This is a genomic window from Pseudomonas sp. NPDC096950, from assembly GCF_044762525.1.
In the GTDB taxonomy this organism is placed as follows: domain Bacteria; phylum Pseudomonadota; class Gammaproteobacteria; order Pseudomonadales; family Pseudomonadaceae; genus Aquipseudomonas.
The window spans coordinates 230,354-257,336 of record NZ_JBIWEL010000004.1; the positions used below are offsets into that span (position 1 = coordinate 230,354).

Genomic DNA, 26,983 nt, shown 5'->3' on the forward strand with positions numbered 1-26,983 from the left:
GGAACCCTTCGATGACGTCGCTTTATTGGCCCTACTGGCTGGCCCACTACTACAGCTTCCTGGAGATCGCGACCATCGTGGTCGCCGTGCTGATCCTGATCTCCAGCCTGGACGATCTGTTCATTGACCTGTGGTACTGGTCTCGCCGCCTGTTTCGCAAGTTCACCGTGGGCCGCAAATACCGGCCGCTGACCGCCGAGCAATTGATGGCCCGGGACGAACAGCCCCTCGCGATCATGGTCCCGGCGTGGCTGGAATATGACGTCATCGCGCCGATGATCGAGAACATGGTGTCGACCCTGGATTACCAGAACTACGTGGTCTTCGTCGGCACCTACATCAACGACCAGCGCACCATCGATGAAGTGGAGCGCATGCGCCGGCGCTACAAGCAGCTGCATCGCGTGGAAGTCCCGCATGCCGGGCCGACCTGCAAGGCCGACTGCCTGAACTGGGTGATCCAGGCAATTTTCCTGCACGAACAAACCCACGGCATGACCTTCGCCGGCGTGGTTTTGCACGACAGCGAAGACGTGCTGCATCCACTGGAATTGCGCCTGTTCAACTACTTGCTGCCACGCAAGGACATGATCCAGTTGCCCGTGGTTTCCCTGGAGCGCAACTGGTACGAATGGGTCGCCGGCACTTACATGGACGAGTTCGCGGAATGGCATGGCAAGGATCTGGTGGTGCGCGAAAGCATGACCGATACCGTGCCGTCGGCCGGGGTCGGCACGTGCTTTTCCCATCGTGCGTTGCGCGTGCTGGCCGGGGAAACCCAGAACCAGCCGTTCAACACCGACAGCCTGACCGAGGATTACGACGTCGGTGCGCGTTTGGCCAAGGTCGGCATGAACGCGATCTTTGTGCGCTTCCCGGTACAGTTTCGGGTGCTGCGCAAATCCTGGTTTCGCAAGCCTTACGAGTCGACATTACAGATGCCGTTGTGCGTGCGGGAATTCTTTCCCGACACCTTCCGCACTGCGTTCCGCCAGAAGGCCCGCTGGACGCTCGGCATCGGCCTGCAAGGCTGGGAGCAAATGGGCTGGAACGGTTCGCTGGCCAATCGTTATCTGCTGTTTCGTGACCGCAAAGGCGTGGTCACGGCGTTCGTCAGCATCATCGCCTACGTGATTCTCGCGCAGTTGCTGGGCCTGATCATCCTACGCCACAGCGGCCTGTGGGACGTGAGTTTCCCGACGCCGTTCGAAACCAACGGCTTCATCAAATACCTGCTGCTGGCCAACGGTGCCGCGCTGGCCTGGCGCATCGCCCACCGCTGTTATTTCACCACCGTGTTGTACGGCTGGCAGCATGGTTTGCTGTCCATCCCGCGCATGGTGGTGGGCAACTTCGTCAACTTCATGGCTGCATCACGGGCCTGGCGCATGTTCCTGGTCGGCAAGGTCATGAACCGCAAACTGGTGTGGGACAAGACCATGCACGACTTCCCGTCCACCGACCTAGTCGCCGCCGCGCCGCGCAAGCTCGGCAGCGTGTTGCTGTCGTGGCAGGCGATCAACGAGGTGGACCTGCAAAGCGCCCTCGCCGAACAGAAAACCCGGCACATGCCCTTGGGGCGAATTTTGCTCAGCAACGGCTGGCTGGACGACGAGACACTGGCGGAAGCCATCGCCTTCCAGAACGACCTGCCGCGAGTCTTCGATGTGGCCGATAAAGCGCGGAACTCGAACCAGACGCTGGACGATGAATTCGCCCTGCGCTGGCGCGTGGTGCCGCTGGGCTTGAATGCCGACGGCCGCGCGCAAGTCGCCGTGGCCAGCCCGTTGCCGGACGAAGGTCTGCAACAGGTCAGCGATGAGCTGGGCAGCGAACCGGTGCAGTTGATTGCCCGGGAAAGCGAAATCGTCGCGCAGTTGCGCCAACTGAACGTGCGTGAAGGCCAATCCGTGCCGGACGCCCGTGCACCATTGCTGGGTGATCTGTTGATCGAGATGGGCTTGCTGGATCGCGACGTGTTCAGCCGCGCGATGCTGCGTTATCGCCCGCAGCTTCACGGACGCATCGGCGACTATCTGGTCGACAGCGGCGTGTTGCCCCGCGCCACCATTGAACAGGCCGTGGCACGTCAGCACAGCCACTACCCTGCGGAGCTTCCTGCATGAATCGCCCCTTGCTGACCCTTCTGGCCACGGGGCTGGGCCTGCTGCCCGCGCTGGCGCTGGCCGAAACCCTGCCGCTGCCGTTGACCGGCCCGGCGTATGTGACGGCCAACGAGGCGTACAGCGCCTACGAACGCAAAGACTATGACCTGGCCATCGCCAAGGCCCGGGAAGCGTTGCGTCAGCGTGCCGACATCACTCGCCTGAATACGCTGATTGCGCTGGCACAGCGCGACAAGGAACTGCGCGACCATCCGAAACGCTACTCGCCATCGCCTCAAGCTCCCGGTTTCGGCGCGGCGGCGCAGGCCTTCAAGGCCTATGACCGCGATGACTTCGGCGCCGCCGCTGTGTCTTCGCGTAAAGCCATCGCCCAGGCGCCCAAACGCCTGGATTATCGCTTGCTGCTGATCGACGCATTGCAGCGCCAGCCGCAGTTGCAGGAGGCGGATCAAGCCACTAATCAGGCACTGGCGGTGTTTCCCGGCAACGATACGTTGCTGATGCGGCGCCAGGGGATTCGTCGTCAACTGGCTGCGCCGTTGGCAGTTCAGGGTTATCGCGCGCTGGAGTCAGGCAATGTCCCGCTGGCCACGGAACAGGCCAGGAAAGCCGTGGCCTGGGCGCCGCAAATCGGCGCCAATCAACAATTGCTGATCAGCGCTTTGCTCGCCGCCAAGGATTACCCTGGGGCCGAGCAAGCCGCATCAGCCGCATTGGCACAGGATGATCAGGACATCGCACCGTGGATTCTGCGCAGCTACGCCCTTGATCGCCAAGGCAAAACCCAGGCTGCCCAAGCGGATCTGCACCGCGCCCTGGTCATCAAGAGCCTGACGCAAGCGCAAATCCGCAACATTCGTTTATTCGCCGCGGACACTGCACTGGCCCATGGCGAACCGCAGCAGGCGCTCGATCATCTGCAACCACTGGCTGCTGATGAAGGCGGCGAAGTGGCCCGTCGACGTCTTGCTGCTGGAATAGCGCTGCGCCAGAAAAACAAAGGCATGAACACGGTTGCCCGCGCCCCTGCCCCTGCCCTGAACTGCCAGGAAAGCGCCTTCGGCCTGGTCTGCGATATCTGGCCCGGCAACCAGCGCGACGGCGGTACTGATCTGGCAGCCCAGGCCTACACAGCCCTGGCCCGCAAAGATCCGGCGAAGGCATCGTTTTTGGCGAACCAGGCCGTGCAACGGGCACCGCACAATCCGGCGTATCGCCGATTGCTGGTCAGCGCCTTGACCGACCAGAAACGCCTGCCCGAAGCGATCGCGGCGGCCAGTAGCGGTCTCGCTGCCAATGGCGATGATGCCCAACTGCTGAGCCAGCGCGGTCGCCTGCGCCAGCAAACCGGCGACGATGCCGGAGCTCGCAAGGATTTCACCCAGGCCTTGGCTCTCGGCAGCCTGCCCGCTTACGAAGAGGCAAATCTGTACGCCGCCATCGGCCAGCGCCGAACCGCACGGGAACGGCTGCAACAAGCGCGGGACACCGGTGAGCTGGAGTCTTTGAGCGACCTGCAGAAGGCTTATCTGTCGGTTCAGGTCGGCAACGATGACGATGCCTACGCCTCGTTCCGCAAGGCCGATGCTGGAAAACAATTGACGCCAGCCGCCACTCAGGACGCGGCTTACAACGCGATGCAGGTCAACGACGACGAGCAAGCCGTCAGCTATTTCAAGCGCGTCATCGATGCGAAAAACAGCGGTCAACTCGACATGTCGCCGCAACAGCTGTTCGACACTCGCCGCGCGGTGGCCGATGTGTCGCGCACCATCGGTTTGACCAGCACCACCAGTTATCGCGGCAACAGCTCCAGCAGTGGCTTGAGCTCGGCCCCAAGTGGCGGCAGCAATAGCAACGACAGCCTGCAAAACAGCACCGAACTGTCCTGGCGCCCATTGGGCTATCGCAATGCACGCTTTGTCGAACTCTACGGACGCGTCACCGACACGCTATGGAGCAAGAACGGCGACTCGGACACCGGTTTCGATGCGCTGCAAGGCGCCGTGGGTGTGCGGGTCAAACCGTTCACTGCGGTGAACGTGATGGCCGCCGTCGAGCGCACCTTCCCGCTGGGTTCGTCGGACGTCGACGGCGACTGGCTGCTGCGCCTGGGCTACGGCTCCAGCATCGGCACCGATTTGCGCGTGGACGCCTCCAGTTGGTGGACCTCGCAGTTGTTCGCCGAAGCCGGGCATTACGTCAACGATTCGCGCAACTACTTCAACAGCGAATGGCAGGTCGGTCGCAGCTACGCCATCGGCGGCGCGGGCTCGCGCTGGGTGAGTTTCCCCCATGTGGTGGCCGCGTTCGACTACGACTCGAAAATGAACAGCGGGACCGATAGCGATGGCCGCTCGGACTCGTCCTCGGGCAAGGCTGGCGGAATCGGGGTCGGCAACAACGTTCGTTACTGGTTCCGCGAAGATGTGTACAACGCGCCCCGCTCCTACGTGGATTTTTCCTTGCAGTACCGCGTTAAAGTGCTGGGCGATGATCGCGCTGAGGGCGTGTTCGCGCGCCTGACTTACTCCTATTGAGGCCTTGCATGAACGTTCGAATTGATTGGCCGAGTGCTGGCGCAGCGCATCAGTGCATCCAGAAGGCATGGGCGTGAACGTGTTCGGCTACACCGCCAGTCGCGCAACGGTTGCCGCTTTGTTGTTTGTCGCCGCCCTCGGAGCGGGAACCGGGACGCTCTACGTGACCACCGCCAAAGCCCGGAACCCGGGGATTGTCGGCATCGTCTGGCAGCCAGACAACAAGACGGTCGGGATCAACGGGCATTGGGAAAAACTGGGCGCCCGTGAGCTGCTGGTCCAGTGGACCGTCGTCGACGATCAGGCCTTCGTGCCCGGCACCGGCCTGCCCGCCGTACCGGTGCTGCCGGACTGGGCGCGCATCGCCAAGGCGCCCTGGGCCCAGGACGTGATCCTTGGGCTAGCGGGTTATTTCAGCGAGAACCGCTCCCGGGACAACATTGAGCAACTAGCCGCTGTCTCGGAACGCATCGCCAAATTGCCTACGCCGCTGCACGTCACCGGCTGGTACTTCCCCGCCGAAGTCGATCCGTCCTGGACCCGAGCCAAAGAACTGCCTGCCCTGCTGGCCAAGCTGCCGCGACCGTTGTGGATCAGCGTTTACGACGGGGCCAATATCGGCCCCGTCGCCACCGCTGAATGGCTCAAACAATGGCTGCCGAATGACATCGGCGTGTTCTTCCAGGACGGCGTCGGCGTTTACGCACGCACCGCGCCAGTCGCCAGAACCTACGCCGACGCCTTGCGCCAGCGCTTGGGCAAGGACCGTGTGCGAATCATCGCCGAAGCCTTCCGCCCGAATTTCGGTGGCGGATTCCGCTCCGCGACCGCCGCCGAGCTGAAACCGCAATTGGCGGCTTATGACGGCTATCCGCTGTACCTGTTCGATGGACCGCACTACGTGACGCCTGAGTTGGTGGAGCAAATGGCGCCAGCGCTCAAGGCCCCTTCGAACTAAAGAAGGGCCGGATTTCGATAGGGGTTTTGATGTACCTGAAAGCGTGACCAGGAAAGGTGATCGCTGAAACGAAAACAGAGGCCGAAGCCTCTGTTTTCAATATCAAACACAAAAAATGCGCACAAAAAAAAGCGCCACTCAATGAGTGGCGCTTTTCTGTATTTGGAGCGGGAAACGAGACTCGAACTCGCGACCCCGACCTTGGCAAGGTCGTGCTCTACCAACTGAGCTATTCCCGCGTCTTGGTGTGGCGCATTCTATAGAATCCAGAAGCCCCGTCAACCCTTTGATTCAAAAAAGTTTTATTTCTTTTCTACGTCGGTCTTCAGATGCGGCCAGGCAGCCCGCAGATATTGGACCATGGACCACAATGTCAGGCCAGCCGACACCAGCAACAAGGCGTAACCCACCAGCACCCAGAACGTGAAGTCCGACGGGTTGGCCAGCAGGATCACCAGCGCGAGCATTTGCGCGGCGGTTTTCCATTTGCCCAGGTTCGACACCGCGACGTGAGCGCGGGCACCGAGTTCGGCCATCCACTCTCGCAACGCCGAGACGACAATCTCGCGACCAATAATGACCGCAGCCGGCAGCGTGAGCCACAGGTTGCCGTGTTCTTGCACCAGCAACACCAGCGCGACGGCGACCATCAACTTGTCGGCCACTGGATCGAGGAAGGCCCCGAACGGTGTGCTTTGTTCCAGACGGCGGGCCAGGTATCCGTCGAGCCAGTCAGTGGCAGCGGCGAATGCGAAGACCGAACTGGAGGCCAGGTAGCTCCATTGGTAAGGCAGGTAGAACAGTAAAATGAAGATCGGGATGAGCAGGACGCGTAAAACGGTAATCAGATTAGGGATATTCATCGGCACAACTGGCTACGAGGTGAGTTGGCATTCTACTCGCTGTGCAGATTTGCATAAATCGACTCTGCGAGCTTTTTACTGATCCCGGGTGCTTTGGCGATCTCTTCGATGCTGGCACGAGACAGCTCCTGCAATCCACCAAAATGTTTCAACAAATCGCGCCGACGTGTCGGACCGACGCCCGCGACGCCCTCAAGCGTGGACGTGCGACGGGTTTTACCCCGTCGTGCCCGGTGCCCGGTAATGGCGAAACGGTGAGCTTCGTCGCGAATCTGCTGGATCAAATGCAGCGCGGGGGAATCACCGCGCAACGTGAATTCGTGTGCTGCGTCATTCAGGTACAGGGTTTCAAAACCGGCCTTGCGCGTCGCACCCTTGGCCACGCCCAACAGAATCAGATCGGGCACTGCCAGTTCATTGAGTACGTCACGGGCCATCGAAAGCTGCCCTTTACCGCCGTCCACCAGCAGGATGTCCGGCAGCTTGCCTTCGCCGTCCTTCAACTTGCTGAAGCGTCGGGTCAGGGCCTGGTGCATTGCCGCGTAATCGTCACCCGGCGTCACGCCCTCGATATTGTAGCGACGGTAGTCGGACTTGATCGGGCCTTCCGGACCGAACACCACGCAGGACGCCACGGTGGCTTCGCCGCTGGAGTGACTGATGTCGTAGCATTCCAGGCGCTGGGGCGGCTCATCCAGGTTCAGTACCTCGGCCAGTGCTTCGAAACGCGCCGCGACGTGCTGACGATTGGCCAGCCGCGCACCCAGCGCCTGCTCGGCATTGGTGACCGCTAACTGTTGCCAGCGTGCACGCGTACCACGAACCCGATGACTGATGGACAATTCGCGACCGCGCAGCTCATGGATGGCCTCGATCAGCACCGGGAAATCGTCGTGGACCACGTTGACGATCAGCTCGCTCGGCAAATCCCGCTCGGGACTGCTGATAAAGTATTGGCCTAAAAACGCCGCCATGACTTCGGAAACGTCTTCTTCAATCCCCACTTGCGGGAAGAAATTCTTGCTGCCGAGCACCCGGCCGCCACGCACGCTGATCAGGTGGACGCAGGCACCGCCCGGATTGACGAACGCGGCGATCACATCGATGTCGCCCGTCCCGCCTTCCATGCTTTGCTGATCCTGGACCCGACGCAGCAAGGAAATCTGATCGCGCAATTCGGCCGCGCGCTCAAACTCGAGGTTGATCGCCGCCTCCTCCATCCCCGCGGACAGCTCGTCCGTCAGCGCATTGCTGCGCCCCTCAAGGAACATCACCGAATGCCGCACGTCCTCGGCATATACCTGCGGCTCCACCAGCCCGACACACGGCGCCTTGCAGCGCTTGATCTGGTATTGCAGGCACGGTCGCGTGCGGTTCTTGTAATAGCTGTCTTCGCACTGGCGAACAAAAAAGGTCTTTTGCAGCAGGCTCAGGCTTTCGCGAATGGCGCCCGCACTGGGATAAGGCCCGAAATACTTGCCCTTGGCCTTCTTTGCGCCACGATGGATGCTAAGGCGTGGAAACTGGCCGTCCGAGAGGAAAACATAAGGATAGGATTTGTCGTCGCGCAGCAGAATGTTATAGGGCGGACGCCATTCCTTGATCAACGTCTGCTCAAGCAGCAACGCTTCGGTTTCGTTGGCCGTGATCGTGGTTTCGACCTGGGCGATACGACCTACCAGCGCAGCGGTCTTGGGTGCAAGACCGGTTTTTCGGAAGTAGCTTGCCAGGCGTTTCTTGAGATTCTTGGCCTTGCCGACATAAAGCAGGCGCGCGTCGCTGTCGAACATGCGATAGACGCCGGGGCGCCCGCTCACAGTCGACAGAAATGCACTCGGATCGAAGACTTCAGTCATTTTCAGAGATTGGCATCAACCATGCCGTGACGAACCGCCAACAGTGTCAACTCGACATCGCTGCTGATCGAAAGCTTCTCGAAAATGCGGTAACGGTAGGTATTCACGGTTTTCGGCGACAGGCAAAGCTTGTCGGAAATGATCTGGACCTTCTGGCAGCCGACAATCATCAGGGCGATCTGGATCTCGCGCTCCGACAAGGCATCGAAAGGCGAATCATTGGTTGGCTGGAAGGACTTGATCGCCAATTGCTGGGCAATTTGCGGGCTGATGTAGCGCTGCCCGGCAAATACCAGGCGAATCGCCTGGACCATCTCCGGCAAACCTGCGCCCTTGGTCAGGTAACCCGCGGCCCCGGCCTGCAACAGGCGTGTAGGAAACGGATCCTCCTCGCACACAGTAACCGCGACAACCTTGATGTCGGGATGACTGCGCAGCAATTTTCGCGTGGCTTCAAGACCGCCGATCCCGGGCATCTTGACGTCCATCAGAACCACATCGGGTTTCAACTCACGCGCCTTGAGCAGGGATTCCTCCCCTGACTCGGCCTGGCCGACTACTTGCAGGCCATCGATGTCAGCCAGCATTCGTGTAATGCCTGTACGAACGAGATCATGGTCATCGACTACTAGCACCCTAATCAAGCAGACACCTCGCGATATGGTCGTATTGGGTTGCCGACACCTTAGCAAAAAGCGACTGGCAGACCTAGCGGCAAGCGTCATATAAAAAGTTTCAATTCATCTTTCAGGGCTTGCCCCCTGCGTGTTTCAGCGATCAGGGGAATCAATTTCACGCTGCATTCTCAGGAAACACTCGTCCTCGCCGACCACCTCCAGCCCCAATCGCCGATACAACGCCTGCGCCGGATTATTTTTGAAGACAGTCAGGCGCAAGGCAGGTCGTCGTTCCGCCCGGGTCATGGCCCATACCTGATCGATCGCCCAGGAACCGGCGCCCTGCCCCTGAAAGGCTTCGGCCACGTGCAACTCGCGGATGTACAAGGCCCTGGCATCGCGACTCAGGCTGACATAACCCACCGACACGTCGTCCTGCACGATCAGCCAGTTTTCCCGCCCTGCCCAAGCCACGTCGAAGGCTTCATCCAGCCACAGCAAGTCGTACTGTATGTAATAGCGCAGCATGTTTTGACAGGTCAGGCCCCGAGCGAAATCCAGATCCTGAGGCGTCGCCTGACGCAATTCGAAAACCATCAATGCTCCAAAATGGCATTGCTTTAGTGAAGCTCCGAGTGTGTCACACCCCTCCAGGTACTCAAGCGATAGAAAACGCCATGATCCCCCGATAGCATTTTCTGATTGAACCCGCCCACCGCCCTCTAGTAAGCTCGGCGCATTCATCGGAGACAGACCATGCTCAACACCCTCTCACAGCTTCGTACCGTCAGCGCCCTGCGCTCGGTGGCGGCTGCACGGGTGAATGACGTTTGTGCTCCGGTCAGCTTTTATTTTGGGTATTGGTTTAGCCACTGGCGCGCCTGATACCTACACGGCGCCCACTTTAAACGGGTCGCCACCAGAGAATTCTCAACCCCCGGTCGGCCTCCCGACCGGGGGTTTTGTTTTTTCAGCCCCTGAATTTTTAGCGACACACCAGACAACTTGAGGATTTAGAAAATGAACTACGCCACTTATTACCGTTACGACAGTTTTACCGCCTGGCGATTTACCAGCCTCCGCTCGGGACAGCCTGCCGCCTCCGATCGGTCACCCACAGGTGGCAAGCACACACACGCAGCCAATCCGGCCAATTGTCGAACACCCCAGTAGGGCCGAGCACGCGGGAACGAACCCGCTGCCAGCCCAGGAAGCCTGAATATGAACTCGTCCGTCTCTGCTCTGCCACTGTCCACCTTGAGCCCGGCCAATGAAGCGCTGACCCTGCGTCTGCCCAGCTCATTGCAACTCAAACAGCAATTGCCGCTCAGCACCGCTCTGACCCAGCAGGTCGCCGCCCACCGCCAGGCGGTCCGCGCAATCCTCAACGGTGAAGACTCCCGTCTGCTGGTCATCGTCGGCCCCTGCTCCATTCACGATCCTCAGTCAGCCCTCGAATACGCCGCCAACCTTGCCCGTCTGTCCGCTGAAGTCAGCGATGAAATGCTTCTGGTCATGCGTGCCTACCTCGAAAAGCCCCGCACCACCATCGGCTGGAAAGGCCTGGCCTACGATCCGCAGCTGGATGGCAGCGATGACATGGCCGGAGGCCTGACTCTGTCTCGGGAACTGATGCGTGAAATGCTCCGCCTCGGCTTGCCGATTGCCACCGAACTGCTGCAACCGATGGCAGCCGGATACTTCGATGACTTGCTCAGCTGGGTCGCCATCGGTGCACGCACCACCGAGTCGCAGATCCACCGGGAAATGGCGAGCGGCCTGAACATGCCAGTGGGTTTCAAGAACGGCACCGATGGCGGCGTCACGGTTGCCAGTGATGCCATGCGTTCGGCCGCCCACCCGCACAGGCATTTCGGCGTCGATAGCCAGGGACATCCTGCAATCATCCAGACACCGGGCAATCCGGATACCCACCTGGTATTGCGCGGCGGGCATCACGGGCCTAACTACGATCGCGACAGCGTCGCCCGGATCAACCACGACTTGAGCAAATTGAAGATCCCGGCACGGATCATGGTCGATTGCAGTCACGCCAACAGCGGCAAAGACCCGTTGCGCCAGCCAGCCGTGTTCAACGACGTACTGGAGCAACGCCTGCAAGGTGACCGCTCACTGATCGGCATGATGATCGAAAGTCATCTGTTCGAAGGCTGCCAACCGTTGAGTTCGTCCCTGCAATACGGGGTCTCGGTAACGGATGGCTGCCTCGGCTGGAGCGGCACGGAACACCTGTTACGCCAGGCTGCCAACCGGCTTCGCACCCAGCAGCAGGCATGACCAACGCCCCTTCCAGTCTTCAATCGAAGACTGGAGGGCTCCAAAACGACCTAACCTTGCACCTGCACCAGCGCCGCATCTGATAGCTGGCTCACGTCGTCCAGTCGTTCAACTGAATAACTGACGCGAACCGTCGAGCCCTGGTGCTCTCTCCAGAATCGATAAGGCACGATAAACACCAGTGGTTCACCCGCCATCTCCCGGGAAATATCCCGCTCGTCCCGGTGGCTGAAATTGACGCCGTCGCACCTCAGATACACCAACTCGCCTTCCTCGGTTCGGGCGTCGTCAATCACGACGGTGACACCATCAATCGAGTCCTGCAGATCCAGCCAGCCTTCTTCGGCCTCCAGTATCACGGGAGCCAAAAGCGGCGCGCGCTCCACAGCTCCGATGGACAATCGCGCCGGCTCCGAATAAAGCGGCGCCCGCCCATGCTGTTCGATGCAGTAGTTGATCGTCACCGATGAGCCAAGGCCAGGGGCAATGAATTCGGGATTCACCCAGAACGAAAGCTCGTGCCCCACCGCAAAGGCTTCGATGCTCAACCTGTCGTTGAAGCTGGTTTCCGGTGAAGCGCCTTCCCAAAACAGCACCACCCGATCACCTTCCGCCATCCGCGCATAAGGTCGAATCGTTACGCGCGTACCGTCAACCACACGGTCCGGGTCGAGCTTGCCACCCATGGCGTCATTCACCACCAGCGGCAGCAACCCCGAGCGGGCATCGCCGACATTCAGCTGCAGGCGCCTGGACTGTGCCGATTCGGGCAAAGAACGGCTGGTGAGCGTGTAGTAGACCTCCAGTGATCCACCATCCAATGCGCCGATGTGTATACCGGCGACGATAAAGACAACCTCCTTGCCCACCTGCCCGTGGCTGACAAAATGCGCAACTTCGTGCCGATAGGCCTGCCCCTCGACGTCGAGTCCCGACCAATGCAGTACCAGCCTGTCTCCGCTCGCCATGCCTGGATAAGGCATGAGCTTGACCACCGCTTTCCTGCTTGCCGGATCGAGAACCGCGTTATCTGCCTGCGCCAACTGCGGGGCCGGCAGTGACAGTTCCTTTGAATCTACTTCACATGTGCTCATTCATTGACTCCAGTCCTTGGAAATTCCTGCCGCACGGCAGGCCGGCAGCAAACGAAGCCCATTTAAGCCCATCGCGATGTTTGGCGATGTCAGGTGATCGCTACAGATGCCCCGGACAAATGCAGCATGCAAAGTAGGCCGCTGGTGAGAATCACTCCTGACTGCATAAAAAGATGTCGAAATGTTCCGACGAAGGCTTCGTCCAGATCCGAATTTTCATGCTTGCTCTATACCTCTTTCCTTCAAATCCAGCGGCTTTTTCATACATCGCCTACCGGTGGGAGTGTTTTAGAGTGGAGCCCAGCGCACCCCCACGAACTTCTGCGAAAAAGGCACGAACATGCAACGGAATGCAACAACTCAACACCCAATTCTGCTAGTACATGGGCTCTTCGGCTTCGACCGGATCGGCAAATATGAACTGTTCCATGACGTCAAGCAGGCCCTGAGAAGTCATGGGGCAAGGGTCTTCGTCCCCCATCTGTCAGCTACCCATAGCAACGAGGTACGCGGCGATCAGCTGTTGGCCCAGATCGAACGGGTACTGGAAGGCACCGGCGCGAACCAGGTCAACCTGATCGGCCACAGTCAGGGCGCATTGGCCGCACGCTACGCCGCAGCCGTCGCGCCACAGTGGGTGGCATCGGTGACCTCCGTCAGCGGCCCGAACCACGGCTCGGAACTGGCGGATTTCTTGCGCAAGGCCCTGACACCAGGGCGCTTGCCGGAGCATGTGGCCAGAAAGGTCGCGACCCTGTTTGCCGATTTCCTGTCACTGCTCAGCGGCAATCTTCACTTGCCGCAAAATGCCATTGCCGCCCTCAATGCCCTGACCACCGAAGGCGTCGGCGCTTTCAACGACAAGTACCCTCAAGGCCTGCCAAAAACCTGGGGCGGCAAGGGGCGAGAGCTGGTCAATGGCGTACGGTATTACTCCTGGAGCGGCATCCTTCAAGGGAGCATTCTCGATGACGGGCTCGGCGCCCTCGACCCGACGCACGCTTTTTGCCGGGCCTTCTCCGAGTATTTCATCACCGAGGCCGGGCAAAACGACGGACTGGTCGGCCGATACAGCTCCCACCTGGGCAAAGTGATCCGCTCCGACTATCCGATGGATCACATGGACAGCCTCAGCCAGACAACCGGCCGCGGCCGCAAAGGGGTCAACCCGATTGACTTGTACGTCGTGCACGCCGAGCGCTTGAGAAATGCCGGCCTGTAAACCCTTCCTTTATACGCATCCCCCAGGCCCGACCGGCTCCGGATGGAACTTTGAGAAGAATTAGGCCACTGAATCCGGTAGGCTCAGCACTTTACTGAACATTGAATGGAGAATTTTCCCATGGCTAAAGCCACTGCCCGTCACATCCTTGTTGCCAGCGAAGCCAAGTGCAACGAACTCAAGGCCCAGATCGAGGGCGGCGCTGATTTCGCCGAAGTTGCCAAGGCCAACTCCACTTGCCCGTCCAGCCGTCAGGGCGGTGACCTGGGTTCGTTCGGTCCAGGCCAGATGGTCAAGGAATTCGACACCGTGGTCTTCAGCGCGCCAATCAACGTCGTGCAAGGCCCGGTCAAAACCCAGTTCGGTTATCACCTGCTGGAAGTGACCAGCCGCCAGGACTGATCCGGCGATTGTGTTTCCAATACAACGGCCCGCCTTTAGGTGGGCCGTTGTGTATTTGGTTACGTGATTCGGCTGGCGAGTGACGCGCCGCTAGCGTACAAATTATGCTTATCGATCACCCGGCTCTAAGGCTGACAATGCGACTGCTTTTCCCCACTTTGATATTCACTGCCGTGGCCCTGCTATTGAATGCCGCTGGTGTGAATGCAGCACCGCAACACGCGTTGACCGTGTATGGCGAGCCGGCGAAGTATCCCGCCGGTTTCAGTCATTTCGCCTACACCAACCCGCAAGCCCCCAAGGGCGGCACGATGCGCCGCTCGGCCATCGAGATCGGGCATTTCGACCATATCCTGCCCTACATCGACAAAGGCATCGGTGTGAACCAGATCGATGGCCTGCTTTATTCGCCACTGGCCCAGCGCTCGCTGGATGAGCCTTATACGGTGTATGGCCTGGTGGCAGAGAAGATGGAGCGGTCTGACGACGGCCTGTCCCTGCGCTTCTTCCTGAACCCCAAGGCCCGCTTCGCCGATGGCACGCCGATCACCGCCCAAGACGTGCGCTACACCTACGACTTGCTGATGACCCAGGGCAGCCTGCGCTATCGCACCCAGTTCGCGGATGTCAAAGGCACCGAAATCGAGTCGCCCCTGACCATCCGGTTCGACTTCAAGAGTAACGAAAACCGCACCCTGCCCCTGGACATCGCGACCTTGCCAGTCTTCCCCGAGCACTGGTGGAAGACCCGCGACTTCGCCAGCGGCGGCGGTTACGAAGCACCACTGGGCAGCGGCCCGTACAAAGTCGGCAAAGTCGATTCCGGACGCAGCATCACCTTCGAGCGCAACGCCGACTGGTGGGGCAAGGACCTGCCGGTCAGCCGTGGCCTTTATAACTTCGATCATTTCAGCATCGAGTACTTCGGCGATACCGACGTTGCCCGCCAGGTATTGCGTGGCGGGGCCTACGACTACAACCGTGAGTTCTCCGCCACCGGTTATTCCATCGGTTACGAAAGCCCGGCCCTGAGCGACGGTCGCCTGCGCAAAGCGCACCTGGCAACCGACGCACCGCAAACGGCCCAAGGCTTCGTCTTCAACCTGCAGAACCCGATGTTCCAGGACCGTCGGGTGCGCCAGGCCCTGGCCATGCTCTGGGATTTTGAATGGAGCAACCGGCAGATGATGCGCGACCTGTACATCCGCCAGCAGAGCTTCTTTTCCAACACTGACCTCGCCGCTCGACAGCTTCCAGACGCCGCCGAACGGGCGATCCTCGAACCGTTGCGCGGGCAGATTCCCGATGAGGTCTTCACCCAGGTCTTCGAAGCACCGAAGACCGATGGCAGCGGTGTGATTCGCGACAAGCAGTTGCAAGCCCTGGGCCTGCTGGAACAGGCCGGCTGGAAACCCGACGGCGATCAACTGGTGAATGCCCAGGGTGAGCCGCTGAGCTTCACCTTCCTCACCAGCCAGAACGGCATTGACCGACTGCTGCTGCCTTACAAGCGCACGCTGAAACAGATCGGCATCGACCTCAATATCCGCCGCATCGACTCGTCCCAGTACGTCAACCGCCTGATGTCCCGGGACTACGACATGGTCATCACCGGCTACCCGGTGACCACCTCCCCGGGGGGCGAACTGGTCAACTATTTCGGTTCGGCATCGGCCAACGATCCTGGCGCCAACAATTACATGGTGCTGAAGAACCCGGCGGTCGATACGCTGATCAACGGCCTGATCCGCGCCAACACCCAGGCCGAAATGCTGCGTTACGCCCACGCCCTGGACCGGGTGCTGCAATGGAACTACTACTGGATTCCCAACTATTACCCGCCTGGTAGCTCCACCGTGTGGTGGAACCGCTTTGGCATTCCCAATGTGCAAGCGAGCAATGACGAAGCCATCGAGAGTTGGTGGGAAGTGAGCTCCACGCCCCTGACCAACGAGCAGATGACCGCCGAACTGATCAAGCGCGGCAAATCCGGAGGGCCGCATTGATGTGGGCTTACATACTGCGGCGTCTGCTGCTGATCATTCCGACGCTGGTGATCATTCTTCTGGTCAACTTCGTCATCGTCCAGGCCGCGCCCGGCGGTCCGGTGGAACAGGCGATCGCGCACTTGCAAGGCATCGGCGGCGCCACGGTCGGCGGAGGTTCCAGCGAGACAATGCACGGCAGTTCGCGAGCCAGTCGTGGCCTCGACCCGCAATTGATCAAAGAGATCGAAAAACAATACGGCTTCGACAAACCGGCACCGGAACGCCTGTGGCTGATGCTCAAAAGCTATGCGCGACTGGACTTCGGCAAGAGTTTCTTCCGTGGCGCCACGGTCACCGACCTGATCCTGGAAAAGATGCCGGTGACCATTTCCCTCGGGCTTTGGGCGACGCTGATCACCTATCTGGTGTCGATCCCCTTGGGGATTCGCAAAGCGGTGCATCACGGCAGCCACTTCGACATCTGGAGCAGTACCGCGATCATCATCGGCTACGCCATGCCGGCGTTCCTGTTCGCGATGTTCCTGATCGTGGTGTTCGCTGGCGGCACGTCGCTGAACTGGTTCCCGGTGCGCGGACTGGTGTCGGACAACTTCGAATCGCTGTCGACCGTGGGCAAGATCGCCGATTACTTCTGGCACCTGGTGTTACCGGTCACCGCGCTGGTGATCGGCGGGTTCGCCACCCTGACGATCCTGACCAAAAACTCCTTCCTGAATGAAATCACCCGCCAATACGTAGTCACGGCCCGGGCCAAGGGCTTGAGTGAGCGACGGGTGTTGTACGGCCATGTGTTTCGCAACGCGATGTTGCTGGTGGTGTCGGGAATTCCCCAGGCCTTCATCAGTGTGTTCTTCGCCGGTTCCTTGTTGATCGAGGTGATCTTCTCCCTCGATGGCCTCGGCCGCATGAGCTACGAAGCCGCCGTATCACGGGACTATCCGGTGGTCTTCGGTTCGCTGTTCATCTTCACCTTGTTCGGCCTGCTGATAAAACTGGTCGGCGACCTCTGCTACACCCTGGTCGACCCGCGTATCGACTTCGCCGCGAGGAATGCCTGATGTTCAAGCTTTCGCCGCTGGGCCGGCGCCGTTTCGAACGGTTCAAGAAAAACCGCCGGGGATGGTGGTCGTTGTGGCTGTTTATCGGGTTGTTCCTGCTGACCCTCGGCGGCGAACTGATCGCCAACGACAAGCCGCTGATCGTCAGTTACCAGGACTCGCTGTACTTCCCGGCGTTCAAGCGCCACACCGAGCAGGAGTTCGGCGGGCAACTGCCGTTCCAGGCCGATTACCGCAGCGACTATGTACAGAAGCTGATCAAGAAGGACGGCGGCTGGCTGCTGTTCCCGCCGATCCCGTTCAGCGACGACACGCCGAATTACGACCTGAACAAACCGGCGCCGAGCCCTCCGTCGAAGGTGAACTGGCTGGGCACCGACGACCAGGCGCGAGATGTGCTGGCCCGGGTGATTTTCGGTGCGCGCGTATCGATTCTGTTTGCCTTGATGCTGACCTTCGTCAGTGCGCTGATCGGCATTGCCGCCGGTGCGCTGCAAGGCTATTACGGCGGCTGGGTCGATCTGTTGGGCCAACGTTTGCTGGAAGTCTGGTCGGGGCTGCCGGTGCTGTACCTGTTGATCATTCTGTCGGGCTTCGTCGAGCCTAATTTCTGGTGGTTGCTGGGGATCATGGCGCTGTTTTCCTGGCTGGCCCTGGTGGACGTGGTGCGCGCCGAGTTCCTGCGCGGACGCAACCTCGAATACGTCAAGGCTGCACGAGCGCTGGGCCTGAGCGACCGCAAAGTGATCGTGCGGCACATCCTGCCGAACGCCATGAACGCGACCTTGAGCTACCTGCCATTTATCCTGACCGGGGCGATTTCCACCCTCACCGCGTTGGACTTCCTCGGTTTCGGCATGCCGGCCGGCAGCGCTTCCCTGGGCGAACTGATCGGCCAAGGCAAGCAGAACCTGCAAGCGCCGTGGCTGGGGCTGACGGCGTTTTTCACCCTGGCGCTGATTCTTTCTTTACTGGTGTTCATCGGCGAGGCGTTGCGTGACGCCTTCGACCCTAGATCATGAAGCGGATACTGGATATGAGCGACAACCTGATCGAAATCCGTGACCTCAGCGTGGCCTTCAGCGGCCAGACCGTGGTGCGCAACCTGTGCCTGGACATTCGCCCCGGCGAATGCCTGGCACTGGTGGGCGAGTCGGGCTCGGGCAAATCGGTGACGGCTCACTCAATCCTGCAATTGCTGCCCGAAGAAGGTACTGAAACCCGCGGCAGCATTCGTTATCGCGGCCAGGAACTGGTCGGTGCCGATGCCAAGGTCCTGCGCGAACTGCGCGGCAACCGGATCGCGATGATCTTCCAGGAACCGATGACGTCGCTGAATCCGCTGCACAGCATCGAAAAGCAGATCGGCGAAACCCTGCTGCTGCACAAAGGTCTGGCGGGCAAAGCGGCGCAAGCGCGGATTCTCGAACTGCTGGAGCTGGTAGGCATCAAGAAACCCAAGGAACGGCTCAAGGCTTACCCTCATCAATTGTCCGGCGGCCAGCGGCAACGGGTGATGATTGCCATGGCCCTGGCCTGCGAGCCGGAGTTGCTGATTGCCGACGAACCGACCACCGCGCTGGACGTGACGGTGCAACGCAAGATCCTGCTGCTGCTTAAATCCCTGCAACAACGACTGGGCATGTCACTGCTTTTAATCAGCCATGACCTCAATCTGGTTCGCAGCATTGCCCAGCGTGTGTGCGTGATGAAGGCCGGGGAAATCGTCGAACAGGCTTCTTGCGAGACGTTGTTCACTGAACCGAAGCACCCTTACAGCTGCGTGCTGTTGAATGCCGAACCGGAAGGCGAAGCCCTGCCCCGGGACGAGCGCGAGAAGGTGCTGGAAGTCGACAACCTTCGGGTCAAGTTCGCCCTGGGCGGCGGGCTGTTCCAGCGCAAGACCTATTTGCACGCGGTGGATGGCATCAGCCTGAATGTCCAGCGTGGCAAGACTTTGGGCATCGTCGGCGAATCCGGCTCGGGCAAATCCACCCTGGGCCAGGCGATCCTGCGCTTGCTCGACTCCGAAGGCAGCATTCGCTTTCAGGGCGAAGCACTGGACGGCCTCACGCAAAAACAGCTCCGACCATGGCGCAAGAAAATGCAGGTGGTGTTCCAGGATCCCTTTGGCAGCTTGAGCCCACGGATGTCCGTGGCGCAGATCATCAGCGAAGGCCTGGAAGTGCATAGCCAGTTGACCGCCGAGGAATGCAAGGCCGAAGTGATTCGGGCACTGATAGAAGTCGGCCTCGACCCGCAAAGCCGTCATCGCTATCCCCATGAATTTTCCGGCGGCCAACGGCAACGCATTGCCATCGCCCGGGCCCTGGTGCTCAAGCCGGCGCTGATCCTGCTGGACGAACCGACCTCGGCCCTGGACCGCACCGTGCAAAAACAAGTGGTCGCCCTGCTCCGGGATCTCCAGGAAAAACACGGCCTGACCTACCTGTTTATCAGCCATGATCTGGCAGTGGTGCGCGCCCTGGCCCATGACATGATCGTGATCAAGGATGGCAAAGTGGTGGAAAGCGGTGCCAGCCATGACGTGTTCGACTCGCCGCAGCATCCGTATACAAAGGAGCTGTTGGCGGCGGCGCATCCGGGATAGGCCTTTGAACCGCGGCGTGGCCTTCGCGAGCAAGCCCGCTCCCACAGGGGACCGCGATCTCATGTGGGAGCGGGCTTGCTCGCGAAGAGGCCCCGACAGACAACACAACTTCTGGACATGACAGACATGAACACCACCGAAAGCCTAAAGGACTACCAGCGCGTTCGCATGCTGGCGATCCGTTCGTTGTTCGAGATCATCGAGCAATCGAGCGAAGGCACGGTGATTGTCGACCGCGACGCGAATATCGTCTGGATGAATGAACGCTACGCCCGGCGTTTCGGCCTGGAATCGGCGGAAGTCGCGATCGGCAAGGCCTGTGAAAGCGTGATTCCCGGCAGTCTGTTACGCGAAGTGGTGCGCACCGGCCGGCCGATTCTGCTGGATATGCAGGACACCCCCAAGGAACCGCTGGTGGTGATGCGCCTGCCGATTCATGACGACGCCGGCGCGGTGATCGGCGCCATCGGTTTTGCCCTGTTCGACGAACTGCGCAGCCTGTCGCCGATGCTCAAGCGCTACCTGAGCATGCAGGAAGAACTGGCCTCGACCCGCTCCCTGCTGCGTGCGCGCCAGACCAAGTACAACTTCGCCCACTTCATCGGCACCAGCGCCGCCAGCCTGGAGGTCAAACGCCGGGCCCGGCGCAGTGCCAGCGCCGAATCCCCGGTGCTGCTGCTCGGTGAAACCGGCACTGGCAAGGAGTTGCTGGCCCAGGCGATCCACGGTGCATCACCCCGAGCGCACAAGGCGTTTGTCAGTATCAACAGTGCGGCGATTCCCGAGTCATTGCTGGAAGCGGAGTTCTTCGGCACCGCCCCCGGCGCGTTTACCGGCGCGGACCGCAAGGGTCGGGTCGGCAAGTTGAAGATAGCCCAGGGCGGCACGTTGTTCCTCGATGAGATCGGCGACATGCCCTTGCCGTTGCAAAGCAAATTGCTGCGGGTGCTGCAGGAGAAAGAATTCGAGCCGGTGGGCTCCAATGAAGTGATCCAGAGCGATGTGCGAGTCATCGCCGCCACCTCCACCGACCTGGAAGCGGCAATCAAGCGTGGCGAATTTCGCGCGGATTTGTACTACCGCCTCAACGTCCTGCCGATCCAGGTTCCACCGCTGCGCGACCGGCTCGACGATATCCCGGCCCTCAGCGAAGCGATCCTTGAAGAGCTGCGCAGTCAGCACGAGTTGAACCGCGAAGCGCTGGAGCTGCTGGGCCAACACGCCTGGCCGGGGAATATTCGCGAACTACGCAATGTGCTGGAGCGTGCGGCATTGCTCAGTGATGACTTGATGTTGAATGCGGTGGACATTCGGGCGGCGATTGGCACGTTTACGCCGGTTGAGCGGGTGCCCCATCAGACGATTGAATCGGTGGATCATGAGACATTCAGTCAGGCTCGGGAGCGGTTTGACCGACAGTTGATTGAGTCTGCCCTCGCGCAATGTGGGGGCAAGGTGATTGAAGCGGCGGCGCGGTTGGGGCTAGGGAGGTCGACTTTGTATAAGAAGATGGTGGCGTTGGGGATCGCAGAGTCTCCATAAAGAGACTTGTGTCTCTATATTTAGAAAGATCAAAAGCTTCGCGAGCAAGCCCGCTCCCACATTGGATTTGTGTAGTACACATCCCCCTGTGGGAGCGGGCTTGCTCGCGAAGAGGCCCACCCACCCAACAAACATCTCAAATCAGAGACAAATTACCGAAACCATTCCACCCACTAAGAAATTTATCCTTATATTTCAACAACTTAATCGATTGGCACGATTCCCGCTAAAGCCCTCTCCCACAAAAGATCCACCCTACAAAAATAACAATCCCAGGAGACACACCCATGAGTGTGATCATTGCCTTGGCAGCCCTCGCGCTGCTGATGCTGGCTGCCTACCGTGGCTACAGCGTTATTCTCTTTGCCCCGATTGCCGCCCTCGGCGCCGTTCTGCTCACCGACCCTTCCGCCGTTGCCCCAGCCTTCACCGGGGTGTTCATGGAGAAAATGGTCGGCTTCATCAAACTGTATTTCCCGGTGTTCCTGCTCGGCGCAGTGTTCGGCAAACTGATTGAGTTATCAGGCTTCTCGCGCTCCATCGTTGCGGCCGCGATCAAGCTGCTCGGCACGCGCCAGGCGATGTTGGTGATCGTGTTGGTCTGCGCCCTGCTCACCTACGGCGGCGTTTCGCTGTTTGTGGTGGTGTTCGCGGTCTATCCGTTTGCCGCCGAGATGTTCCGCCAGAGCAATATCCCGAAACGCCTGATCCCGGCGACCATCGCCCTCGGCGCGTTTTCCTTCACCATGGATGCCCTGCCCGGCACCCCGCAAATCCAGAACATCATCCCCAGCACCTTTTTCAACACCACCGCTTGGGCGGCACCATGGCTGGGCCTGATCGGCACGATTTTCGTGTTCTGCGCCGGCATGCTGTTCCTCCAGCGCCAGCGCAACAAGGCCCAGCGTGCCGGTGAAGGCTACGGCACTGAACTGCGCAACGAGCCGGAAACCGCTGCGGATATCAAGTTGCCGAATCCGTGGATCGCCCTGTCGCCGCTGTTGGCAGTTGGCATCATGAACCTGCTGTTCACCCAGTGGATTCCGCAGTGGTACGGCAAGACCCACAGCCTCTCGCTGCCGGGCATGGCCACGCCGGTGACCACCGAAATCGCCAAGCTCACCGCGATTTGGGCGGTTCAGGCGGCGCTGCTGGTCGGGATCATCATGGTGCTGGCGTTCGGCTTCCAGGCGATTCGCAGCAAGTTGGCTGAAGGCAGTAAAAGCGCAGTCAGCGGTGCGCTGCTAGCAGCGATGAATACTGCATCGGAATACGGTTTTGGCGCGGTGATCGCCTCGTTGCCGGGCTTCCTGGTATTGGCCGACTGGCTGAAAAGCATTCCCAACCCGCTGGTCAACGAAGCGATTACCGTGACCTTGCTGGCCGGCATCACCGGTTCCGCATCCGGGGGCATGAGCATTGCGCTGGCGGCCATGGCCAATGACTTCATCGCCGCAGCCCACGCCGCGAACATTCCGCTGGAAGTGCTGCACCGAGTAGCAGCGATGGCCAGCGGCGGCATGGACACCCTGCCGCACAACGGCGCGGTGATTACCCTGCTCGCGGTCACCGGCCTGACCCACCGCGAAGCCTACAAAGACATTTTCTGTATTACGCTGATCAAGACCCTGGCGGTTTTTGTGGTGATCGGTACTTTCTACGCCACTGGCATTGTGTGAGGTATTCATGACGACTCTTACAGGCAAGACCGCATTGGTCACCGGTTCCACCAGCGGCATCGGCCTGGGCATCGCCCTCAGCCTGGCCAAGGCCGGCGCCAACGTGGTGCTCAACGGTTTCGGCGATGCGTCCAAGGTGATTGCCGAAGTGCAACAGTTCGGCGGCAAGGTCGGGCATCACCCGGCCGATGTCAGCAACCCGGAACAGATCGCCGAGATGATTGCCTACGCCGAGCGTGAGTTCGGTGGCGTGGATATCCTGGTGAACAACGCCGGGATTCAGCATGTGGCAGCGGTGGAAGACTTTCCGCTGGAGCGTTGGGATTCGATCATCGCGATCAACCTGTCTTCGGTGTTCCACAGCACGCGCCTGTGCCTGCCGCGCATGCGCGCCAAGAACTGGGGGCGGATCATCAACATCGCCTCGGTTCACGGCCAGGTCGGTTCGGTGGGCAAGGCCGCTTACGTCGCGGCCAAGCATGGGGTGATCGGGTTGACCAAAGTGGTCGGCCTGGAAACTGCGACGACGCAGGTGACATGCAACGCCATTTGCCCAGGCTGGGTCTTGACGCCACTGGTGCAGAAGCAGATCGACGATCGCGCGGCCACCGGGATCGACCCGCAGCAGGCGCAGCATGATTTGCTGGCAGAGAAACAGCCGTCCCTGGAATTCGTGACCCCGCCGCAACTGGGTGAACTGGTGCTGTTCTTGTGCAGCGAGGCCGGTAGCCAGGTGCGTGGCGCGGCGTGGAATATTGATGGTGGGTGGTTGGCGCAGTAATCCCGCTAACCGGATCGTTCCCATGCTCTGCGTGGGAATGCCTCAATGGACGCTCTGCGTCCGCTGTTGGGACGCGGAGCGTCCCGGGCTGCATTCCCACGCGGAGCGTGGGAACGATCAGACTGAAGAGAGGCAAACCATGTCCGACATCCTCTGGCAACCCAGCGCCGAACGCATCGGCAAGACCCGCATGGAGGCCTTCCGGCGCTTCGTCAATCAACGCCATCACCTCAAGATCGACGACTACCCTGCCCTGCACCAATGGTCCATCGATCAGCGGGAGACGTTCTGGCAGTCAATTGTCGACTTCTTCGATATCCGCTTCCACGACCAACCCGACGCGGTGCTGCGTGAAGGCCCGCAGATGCCCAGCGCCGAATGGTTCCCCGGCGCGACCCTGAACTTCGCCGAACATCTGCTGCGGCGGCGCGACGATGCCGTGGCGGTGGTCGCGATCGCTGAAAATGGTCAACGCGAACAATTGACCTGGGCCGAACTGGCCAGCCATGTCGCCGGGTTTCAGAACAGCCTGAAAGCCTCGGGTGTCGGCCTCGGCGACCGGGTCGCGGCGTGCATGCCCAACACCTGGCAAACCCTGGTGGCGATGCTGGCCACCACCAGTCTCGGGGCGATCTGGTCCTGTTCCTCGCCGGACTTCGGCACCCAAGGGGTGATCGACCGCTTCGGTCAGATCGAGCCAAAAGTCCTGATCACCTGCGCCGGTTATCGCTATGCCGGCAAGGAAATCAACCAAACCGCCAAGGTCAACGAAATCCTCGAACGCCTGCCGTGCTTGCAACAGTTGATCGTCGTGCCTTACGCCCGCCCCCACGCGCACCTCCACGAGTTCCGCACCCAGGCCAACGTGACGCTGTGGGATGACTTCTACGACATCGGCGGCGAGCCGGATTTTGTCTCCGTACCGTTCGCCCACCCGCTGTACATCCTGTATTCCAGCGGCACCACCGGCGTGCCGAAATGCATCATCCACAGCACCGGCGGCGTGCTGCTGCAACACGCCAAGGAACACGGATTGCATTGCGATCTCGGCCCCGGCAGCCGTTTGTTCTACTACACCACCTGCGGCTGGATGATGTGGAACTGGCTGGTGTCGGCCCTGGCGGTCGGCAGCGCCGTGGTGTTGTACGACGGCTCACCGTTTCACCCCGGTCCCGAGCGCTTGCTCGACCTGATCGATGACGAGCGCATCAACGTCTTCGGCACCAGCCCCAAGTTCCTCGCGACCCTGGAAAGCAACGGCCTGAAACCTCGTCAGAGTCACGACCTGAGCTGCCTGAAAACGCTGCTGTGCACCGGTTCGGCACTGTCACCGCAGAGTTACGATTTCGTTTACCGCGATTTCAAACCGGATGTCTGCCTGGCCTCGATGTCCGGCGGTACCGACATCGTTTCGTGCTTCGTGGTCGGCAATCCGCTGCAACCGGTGCGCCGTGGCGAAATCCAGGGCAAGAGCCTGGGCATGGCGGTCGAGGTCTGGAACGACGCCGGGCAACCGGTGATCGGTGAAAAAGGTGAGCTGGTCTGCACCCGTCACTTCCCGGCGATGCCCATTGGTTTGTGGAATGACCCTACGGGCGAAAAACTCCGCGCGTCATATTTCAGCCAGTTCCCCGGCGTCTGGGCCCAGGGCGACTACGCCGAGCAACTGCCCCACGGCGGGATGCTGATTCACGGCCGTTCCGACGCCGTACTCAACCCAGGCGGCGTGCGCATCGGTACGGCGGAGATTTACCGTCAGGTCGAGAAAGTGCCGCAAGTGCTGGATAGCGTGGCCATTGGTCAGCAGTGGCAGGATGACGTGCGGGTGGTGCTGTTTGTGCGCCTGAAGGACGGCATCAGCCTTGATGAAACCCTGGAGCAGCAGATCCGCCAGGTCATCCGCGCCAACACCACGCCCCGGCATGTACCGGCGAAAATCCTCAGCGTGACGGACATTCCGCGCACCATCAGCGGCAAAGTGGTGGAGTTGGCGGTGAGGAATGTGGTGCATGGACAGGCGGTGAAAAATACCGATGCGTTGGCGAATCCCGAAGCGCTGGAGCAATTCCGCAACCGCCCCGAGCTCAAGGACTGAACCGGATCAAAACTGTGGGAGCGGGCTCGCTCGCGAAGGCGGTGTGACAGTCAACAGAAATGTTGAATGTGATGGCCCCTTCACGAGCAAGCCCGCTCCCACATTTGATAGGCGTCAGTCCATCAGACCCCATTCGCCAGGTGGTGGTTGGGGACTGGGCGACGCATCGGCATGCAACTTCAACCGCAACCGCAAGTTGTTCAACGAATCCGCATGTTTCAACGCCTCGTCCTCGCTGATCGCCCCCTCTACCACCAACGCGTACAGCGCCCCGTCAAACGTCTGCATCCCCAGTTCCACCGACTTCTCCATGATCCCCTTGAGCTCATCAAACTCATTGCGCCGGATCAGGTCAGCAATGGTCGGCGTCCCCAGCATCACCTCCACCGCCGCCCGGCGCTGGCCGTCGCGGGTGCGTACCAGGCGTTGGGACACGAATGCCTTGAGGTTGTTGGCCAGGTCGTGCAGCAGTTGTTCGCGGCGCTCCTGGGGGAAGAAATTGATGACGCGGTCCAGGGCCTGGTTGGCGTTGTGGGCATGCAGGGTAGAGATCACCAGATGACCGGTATCGGCAAAGGTCAGTGCGTGTTCCATGGTCTCGCGGTCGCGAATTTCGCCGATCAGCACCACATCCGGCGCCTGGCGCAGGGTGTTTTTCAACGCAGCATGAAAACTGCGGGTATCGACGCCGACTTCACGCTGGTTGATGATCGATTTTTTGTGACGATGGATATACTCCACCGGGTCTTCGATGGTGATGATATGCCCGCTGCTGTGGCGGTTACGGTAATCGATCAGCGCCGCCAGGGACGTGGACTTGCCCGAGTCGGTGGCGCCGACGAACAGCATCAGCCCCTGCTTGAGCATCACGGTTTCGAGCAGCACCGGCGGCAGGTGGAGGTCTTCGAAACGCGGGATGTCGAGCTTGATGTTGCGCGCCACGATCGACACGTCATTGCGCTGTTTGAACAGGTTGATCCGAAAGCGCCCGACCCCGGCCAGGGAGATCGCCAGGTTCATTTCCAGTTCCCGATCGAACTCCAGCCGCTGTTCGGCGTCCATGATGGACTCGGCGATGGCCGCGATTTCCCCCGGTTTGAACCGCTGATCGGACAAGGGTTTGAGCACGCCATCGAACCGCGCACTGGGTGGCGCGCCGGTGGAGAGGTACAAATCGGAGCCCTCCTGGCTGGCCAGTTGCCGCAACAATAAATCGATTTCCATGGCAAAAA

21 protein-coding genes and 1 tRNA gene are annotated in these 26,983 nt (G+C 60.4%); 15 read left to right on the forward strand and 7 right to left on the reverse strand.

Annotated elements, in window-relative coordinates; all coding sequences use genetic code 11:
• The first annotated feature begins 11 nt into the window (after positions 1-11).
• From ACIQY3_RS09745 to ACIQY3_RS09755, 3 genes are all read left to right on the forward strand, one after another.
• Complete coding sequence (locus ACIQY3_RS09745) at positions 12-2,126, forward strand: glycosyl transferase family protein (RefSeq protein ID WP_403018924.1); 2,115 nt, start codon at positions 12-14, stop codon at positions 2,124-2,126.
• On the forward strand, positions 2,123-4,666 hold the full coding sequence (locus ACIQY3_RS09750; RefSeq protein ID WP_403018926.1) for a bacteriophage N4 adsorption protein A: 2,544 nt from the start codon (positions 2,123-2,125) through the stop codon (positions 4,664-4,666). Before ACIQY3_RS09745 ends, ACIQY3_RS09750 begins: the two co-directional genes overlap by 4 nt.
• Before the next feature lie 67 nt (positions 4,667-4,733).
• Positions 4,734-5,624 carry a hypothetical protein gene (locus ACIQY3_RS09755; protein ID WP_403019140.1) on the forward strand — a complete coding sequence of 297 codons (891 nt, stop codon included), beginning with the start codon at positions 4,734-4,736 and terminating at the stop codon, positions 5,622-5,624.
• Positions 5,625-5,787: 163 nt separating this feature from the next.
• Here ACIQY3_RS09755 and ACIQY3_RS09760 read toward each other — a convergent pair.
• From ACIQY3_RS09760 to ACIQY3_RS09780, 5 genes are all read right to left on the reverse strand, one after another.
• Positions 5,788-5,863 (reverse strand) — tRNA-Gly (locus tag ACIQY3_RS09760).
• A gap of 63 nt (positions 5,864-5,926) precedes the next feature.
• Positions 5,927-6,487 (reverse strand): CDP-diacylglycerol--glycerol-3-phosphate 3-phosphatidyltransferase, encoded by a 561-nt coding sequence (gene pgsA / locus ACIQY3_RS09765; RefSeq protein WP_054046593.1) that lies wholly within the window; start codon positions 6,485-6,487, stop codon positions 5,927-5,929.
• Positions 6,488-6,519: 32 nt separating this feature from the next.
• The gene (gene uvrC, locus ACIQY3_RS09770) at positions 6,520-8,343 is read right to left on the reverse strand and encodes an excinuclease ABC subunit UvrC (RefSeq protein WP_403018927.1); all 1,824 of its coding nucleotides are present in this window, start codon (positions 8,341-8,343) and stop codon (positions 6,520-6,522) included.
• A 2-nt stretch (positions 8,344-8,345) separates the two neighbouring features.
• Positions 8,346-8,987 (reverse strand): UvrY/SirA/GacA family response regulator transcription factor, encoded by a 642-nt coding sequence (gene uvrY, locus ACIQY3_RS09775; RefSeq protein WP_082356623.1) that lies wholly within the window; start codon positions 8,985-8,987, stop codon positions 8,346-8,348.
• A 126-nt stretch (positions 8,988-9,113) separates the two neighbouring features.
• On the reverse strand, positions 9,114-9,557 hold the full coding sequence (locus ACIQY3_RS09780; protein ID WP_403018930.1) for a GNAT family N-acetyltransferase: 444 nt from the start codon (positions 9,555-9,557) through the stop codon (positions 9,114-9,116).
• A 159-nt stretch (positions 9,558-9,716) separates the two neighbouring features.
• Here ACIQY3_RS09780 and ACIQY3_RS09785 point away from each other — a divergent pair, with 159 nt between their 5' ends.
• Together ACIQY3_RS09785 and ACIQY3_RS09790 are read left to right on the forward strand one after the other, a co-directional pair.
• Complete coding sequence (locus ACIQY3_RS09785; protein ID WP_403018931.1) at positions 9,717-9,845, forward strand: hypothetical protein; 129 nt, start codon at positions 9,717-9,719, stop codon at positions 9,843-9,845.
• 336 nt (positions 9,846-10,181) lie between these two features.
• Complete coding sequence (locus ACIQY3_RS09790; RefSeq protein WP_403018932.1) at positions 10,182-11,258, forward strand: 3-deoxy-7-phosphoheptulonate synthase; 1,077 nt, start codon at positions 10,182-10,184, stop codon at positions 11,256-11,258.
• Positions 11,259-11,308: 50 nt separating this feature from the next.
• On the opposite strand, the gene ACIQY3_RS09795 is transcribed toward ACIQY3_RS09790, so the two are convergent.
• Entirely contained in the window at positions 11,309-12,352 is a 1,044-nt protein-coding gene (locus tag ACIQY3_RS09795) for a hypothetical protein (protein WP_403018933.1), read from the reverse strand.
• Between the two features lie 340 nt (positions 12,353-12,692).
• Here ACIQY3_RS09795 and ACIQY3_RS09800 point away from each other — a divergent pair, with 340 nt between their 5' ends.
• From ACIQY3_RS09800 to ACIQY3_RS09845, 10 genes are all read left to right on the forward strand, one after another.
• Complete coding sequence (locus ACIQY3_RS09800) at positions 12,693-13,574, forward strand: esterase/lipase family protein (RefSeq protein ID WP_403018934.1); 882 nt, start codon at positions 12,693-12,695, stop codon at positions 13,572-13,574.
• A 120-nt stretch (positions 13,575-13,694) separates the two neighbouring features.
• Positions 13,695-13,976, forward strand: a complete 282-nt coding sequence (locus ACIQY3_RS09805; protein WP_008150918.1) for a peptidylprolyl isomerase — start codon at positions 13,695-13,697, stop codon at positions 13,974-13,976.
• A 137-nt stretch (positions 13,977-14,113) separates the two neighbouring features.
• A complete protein-coding gene (locus tag ACIQY3_RS09810) occupies positions 14,114-15,982 on the forward strand; it encodes an extracellular solute-binding protein (RefSeq protein ID WP_403018936.1) in 1,869 nt (622 codons plus the stop codon).
• Positions 15,982-17,043: a microcin C ABC transporter permease YejB gene (locus ACIQY3_RS09815; protein WP_123407743.1), complete on the forward strand. Its 1,062-nt coding sequence runs from the start codon at positions 15,982-15,984 to the stop codon at positions 17,041-17,043. The genes ACIQY3_RS09810 and ACIQY3_RS09815 overlap by 1 nt, the downstream gene beginning before the upstream one ends.
• A complete protein-coding gene (locus ACIQY3_RS09820) occupies positions 17,043-18,065 on the forward strand; it encodes an ABC transporter permease (protein ID WP_403018938.1) in 1,023 nt (340 codons plus the stop codon). Before ACIQY3_RS09815 ends, ACIQY3_RS09820 begins: the two co-directional genes overlap by 1 nt.
• 14 nt (positions 18,066-18,079) lie before the next feature.
• Positions 18,080-19,654, forward strand: coding sequence for an ABC transporter ATP-binding protein (locus ACIQY3_RS09825; RefSeq protein WP_403018939.1), 1,575 nt, complete (start codon positions 18,080-18,082; stop codon positions 19,652-19,654).
• Between the two features lie 126 nt (positions 19,655-19,780).
• Positions 19,781-21,196 (forward strand): sigma-54 interaction domain-containing protein, encoded by a 1,416-nt coding sequence (locus ACIQY3_RS09830; RefSeq protein WP_403018940.1) that lies wholly within the window; start codon positions 19,781-19,783, stop codon positions 21,194-21,196.
• 287 nt (positions 21,197-21,483) lie between these two features.
• Positions 21,484-22,875: a GntP family permease gene (locus ACIQY3_RS09835; RefSeq protein ID WP_403018941.1), complete on the forward strand. Its 1,392-nt coding sequence runs from the start codon at positions 21,484-21,486 to the stop codon at positions 22,873-22,875.
• Positions 22,876-22,882: 7 nt separating this feature from the next.
• Positions 22,883-23,656 carry a 3-hydroxybutyrate dehydrogenase gene (gene hbdH, locus ACIQY3_RS09840; RefSeq protein WP_265045337.1) on the forward strand — a complete coding sequence of 258 codons (774 nt, stop codon included), beginning with the start codon at positions 22,883-22,885 and terminating at the stop codon, positions 23,654-23,656.
• Between the two features lie 139 nt (positions 23,657-23,795).
• Positions 23,796-25,751: an acetoacetate--CoA ligase gene (locus tag ACIQY3_RS09845; RefSeq protein ID WP_403018943.1), complete on the forward strand. Its 1,956-nt coding sequence runs from the start codon at positions 23,796-23,798 to the stop codon at positions 25,749-25,751.
• 114 nt (positions 25,752-25,865) lie between these two features.
• Here ACIQY3_RS09845 and ACIQY3_RS09850 read toward each other — a convergent pair whose 3' ends face one another.
• Positions 25,866-26,975, reverse strand: coding sequence for a PilT/PilU family type 4a pilus ATPase (locus ACIQY3_RS09850; protein ID WP_403018944.1), 1,110 nt, complete (start codon positions 26,973-26,975; stop codon positions 25,866-25,868).
• Between the last annotated feature and the right edge of the window lie 8 nt (positions 26,976-26,983).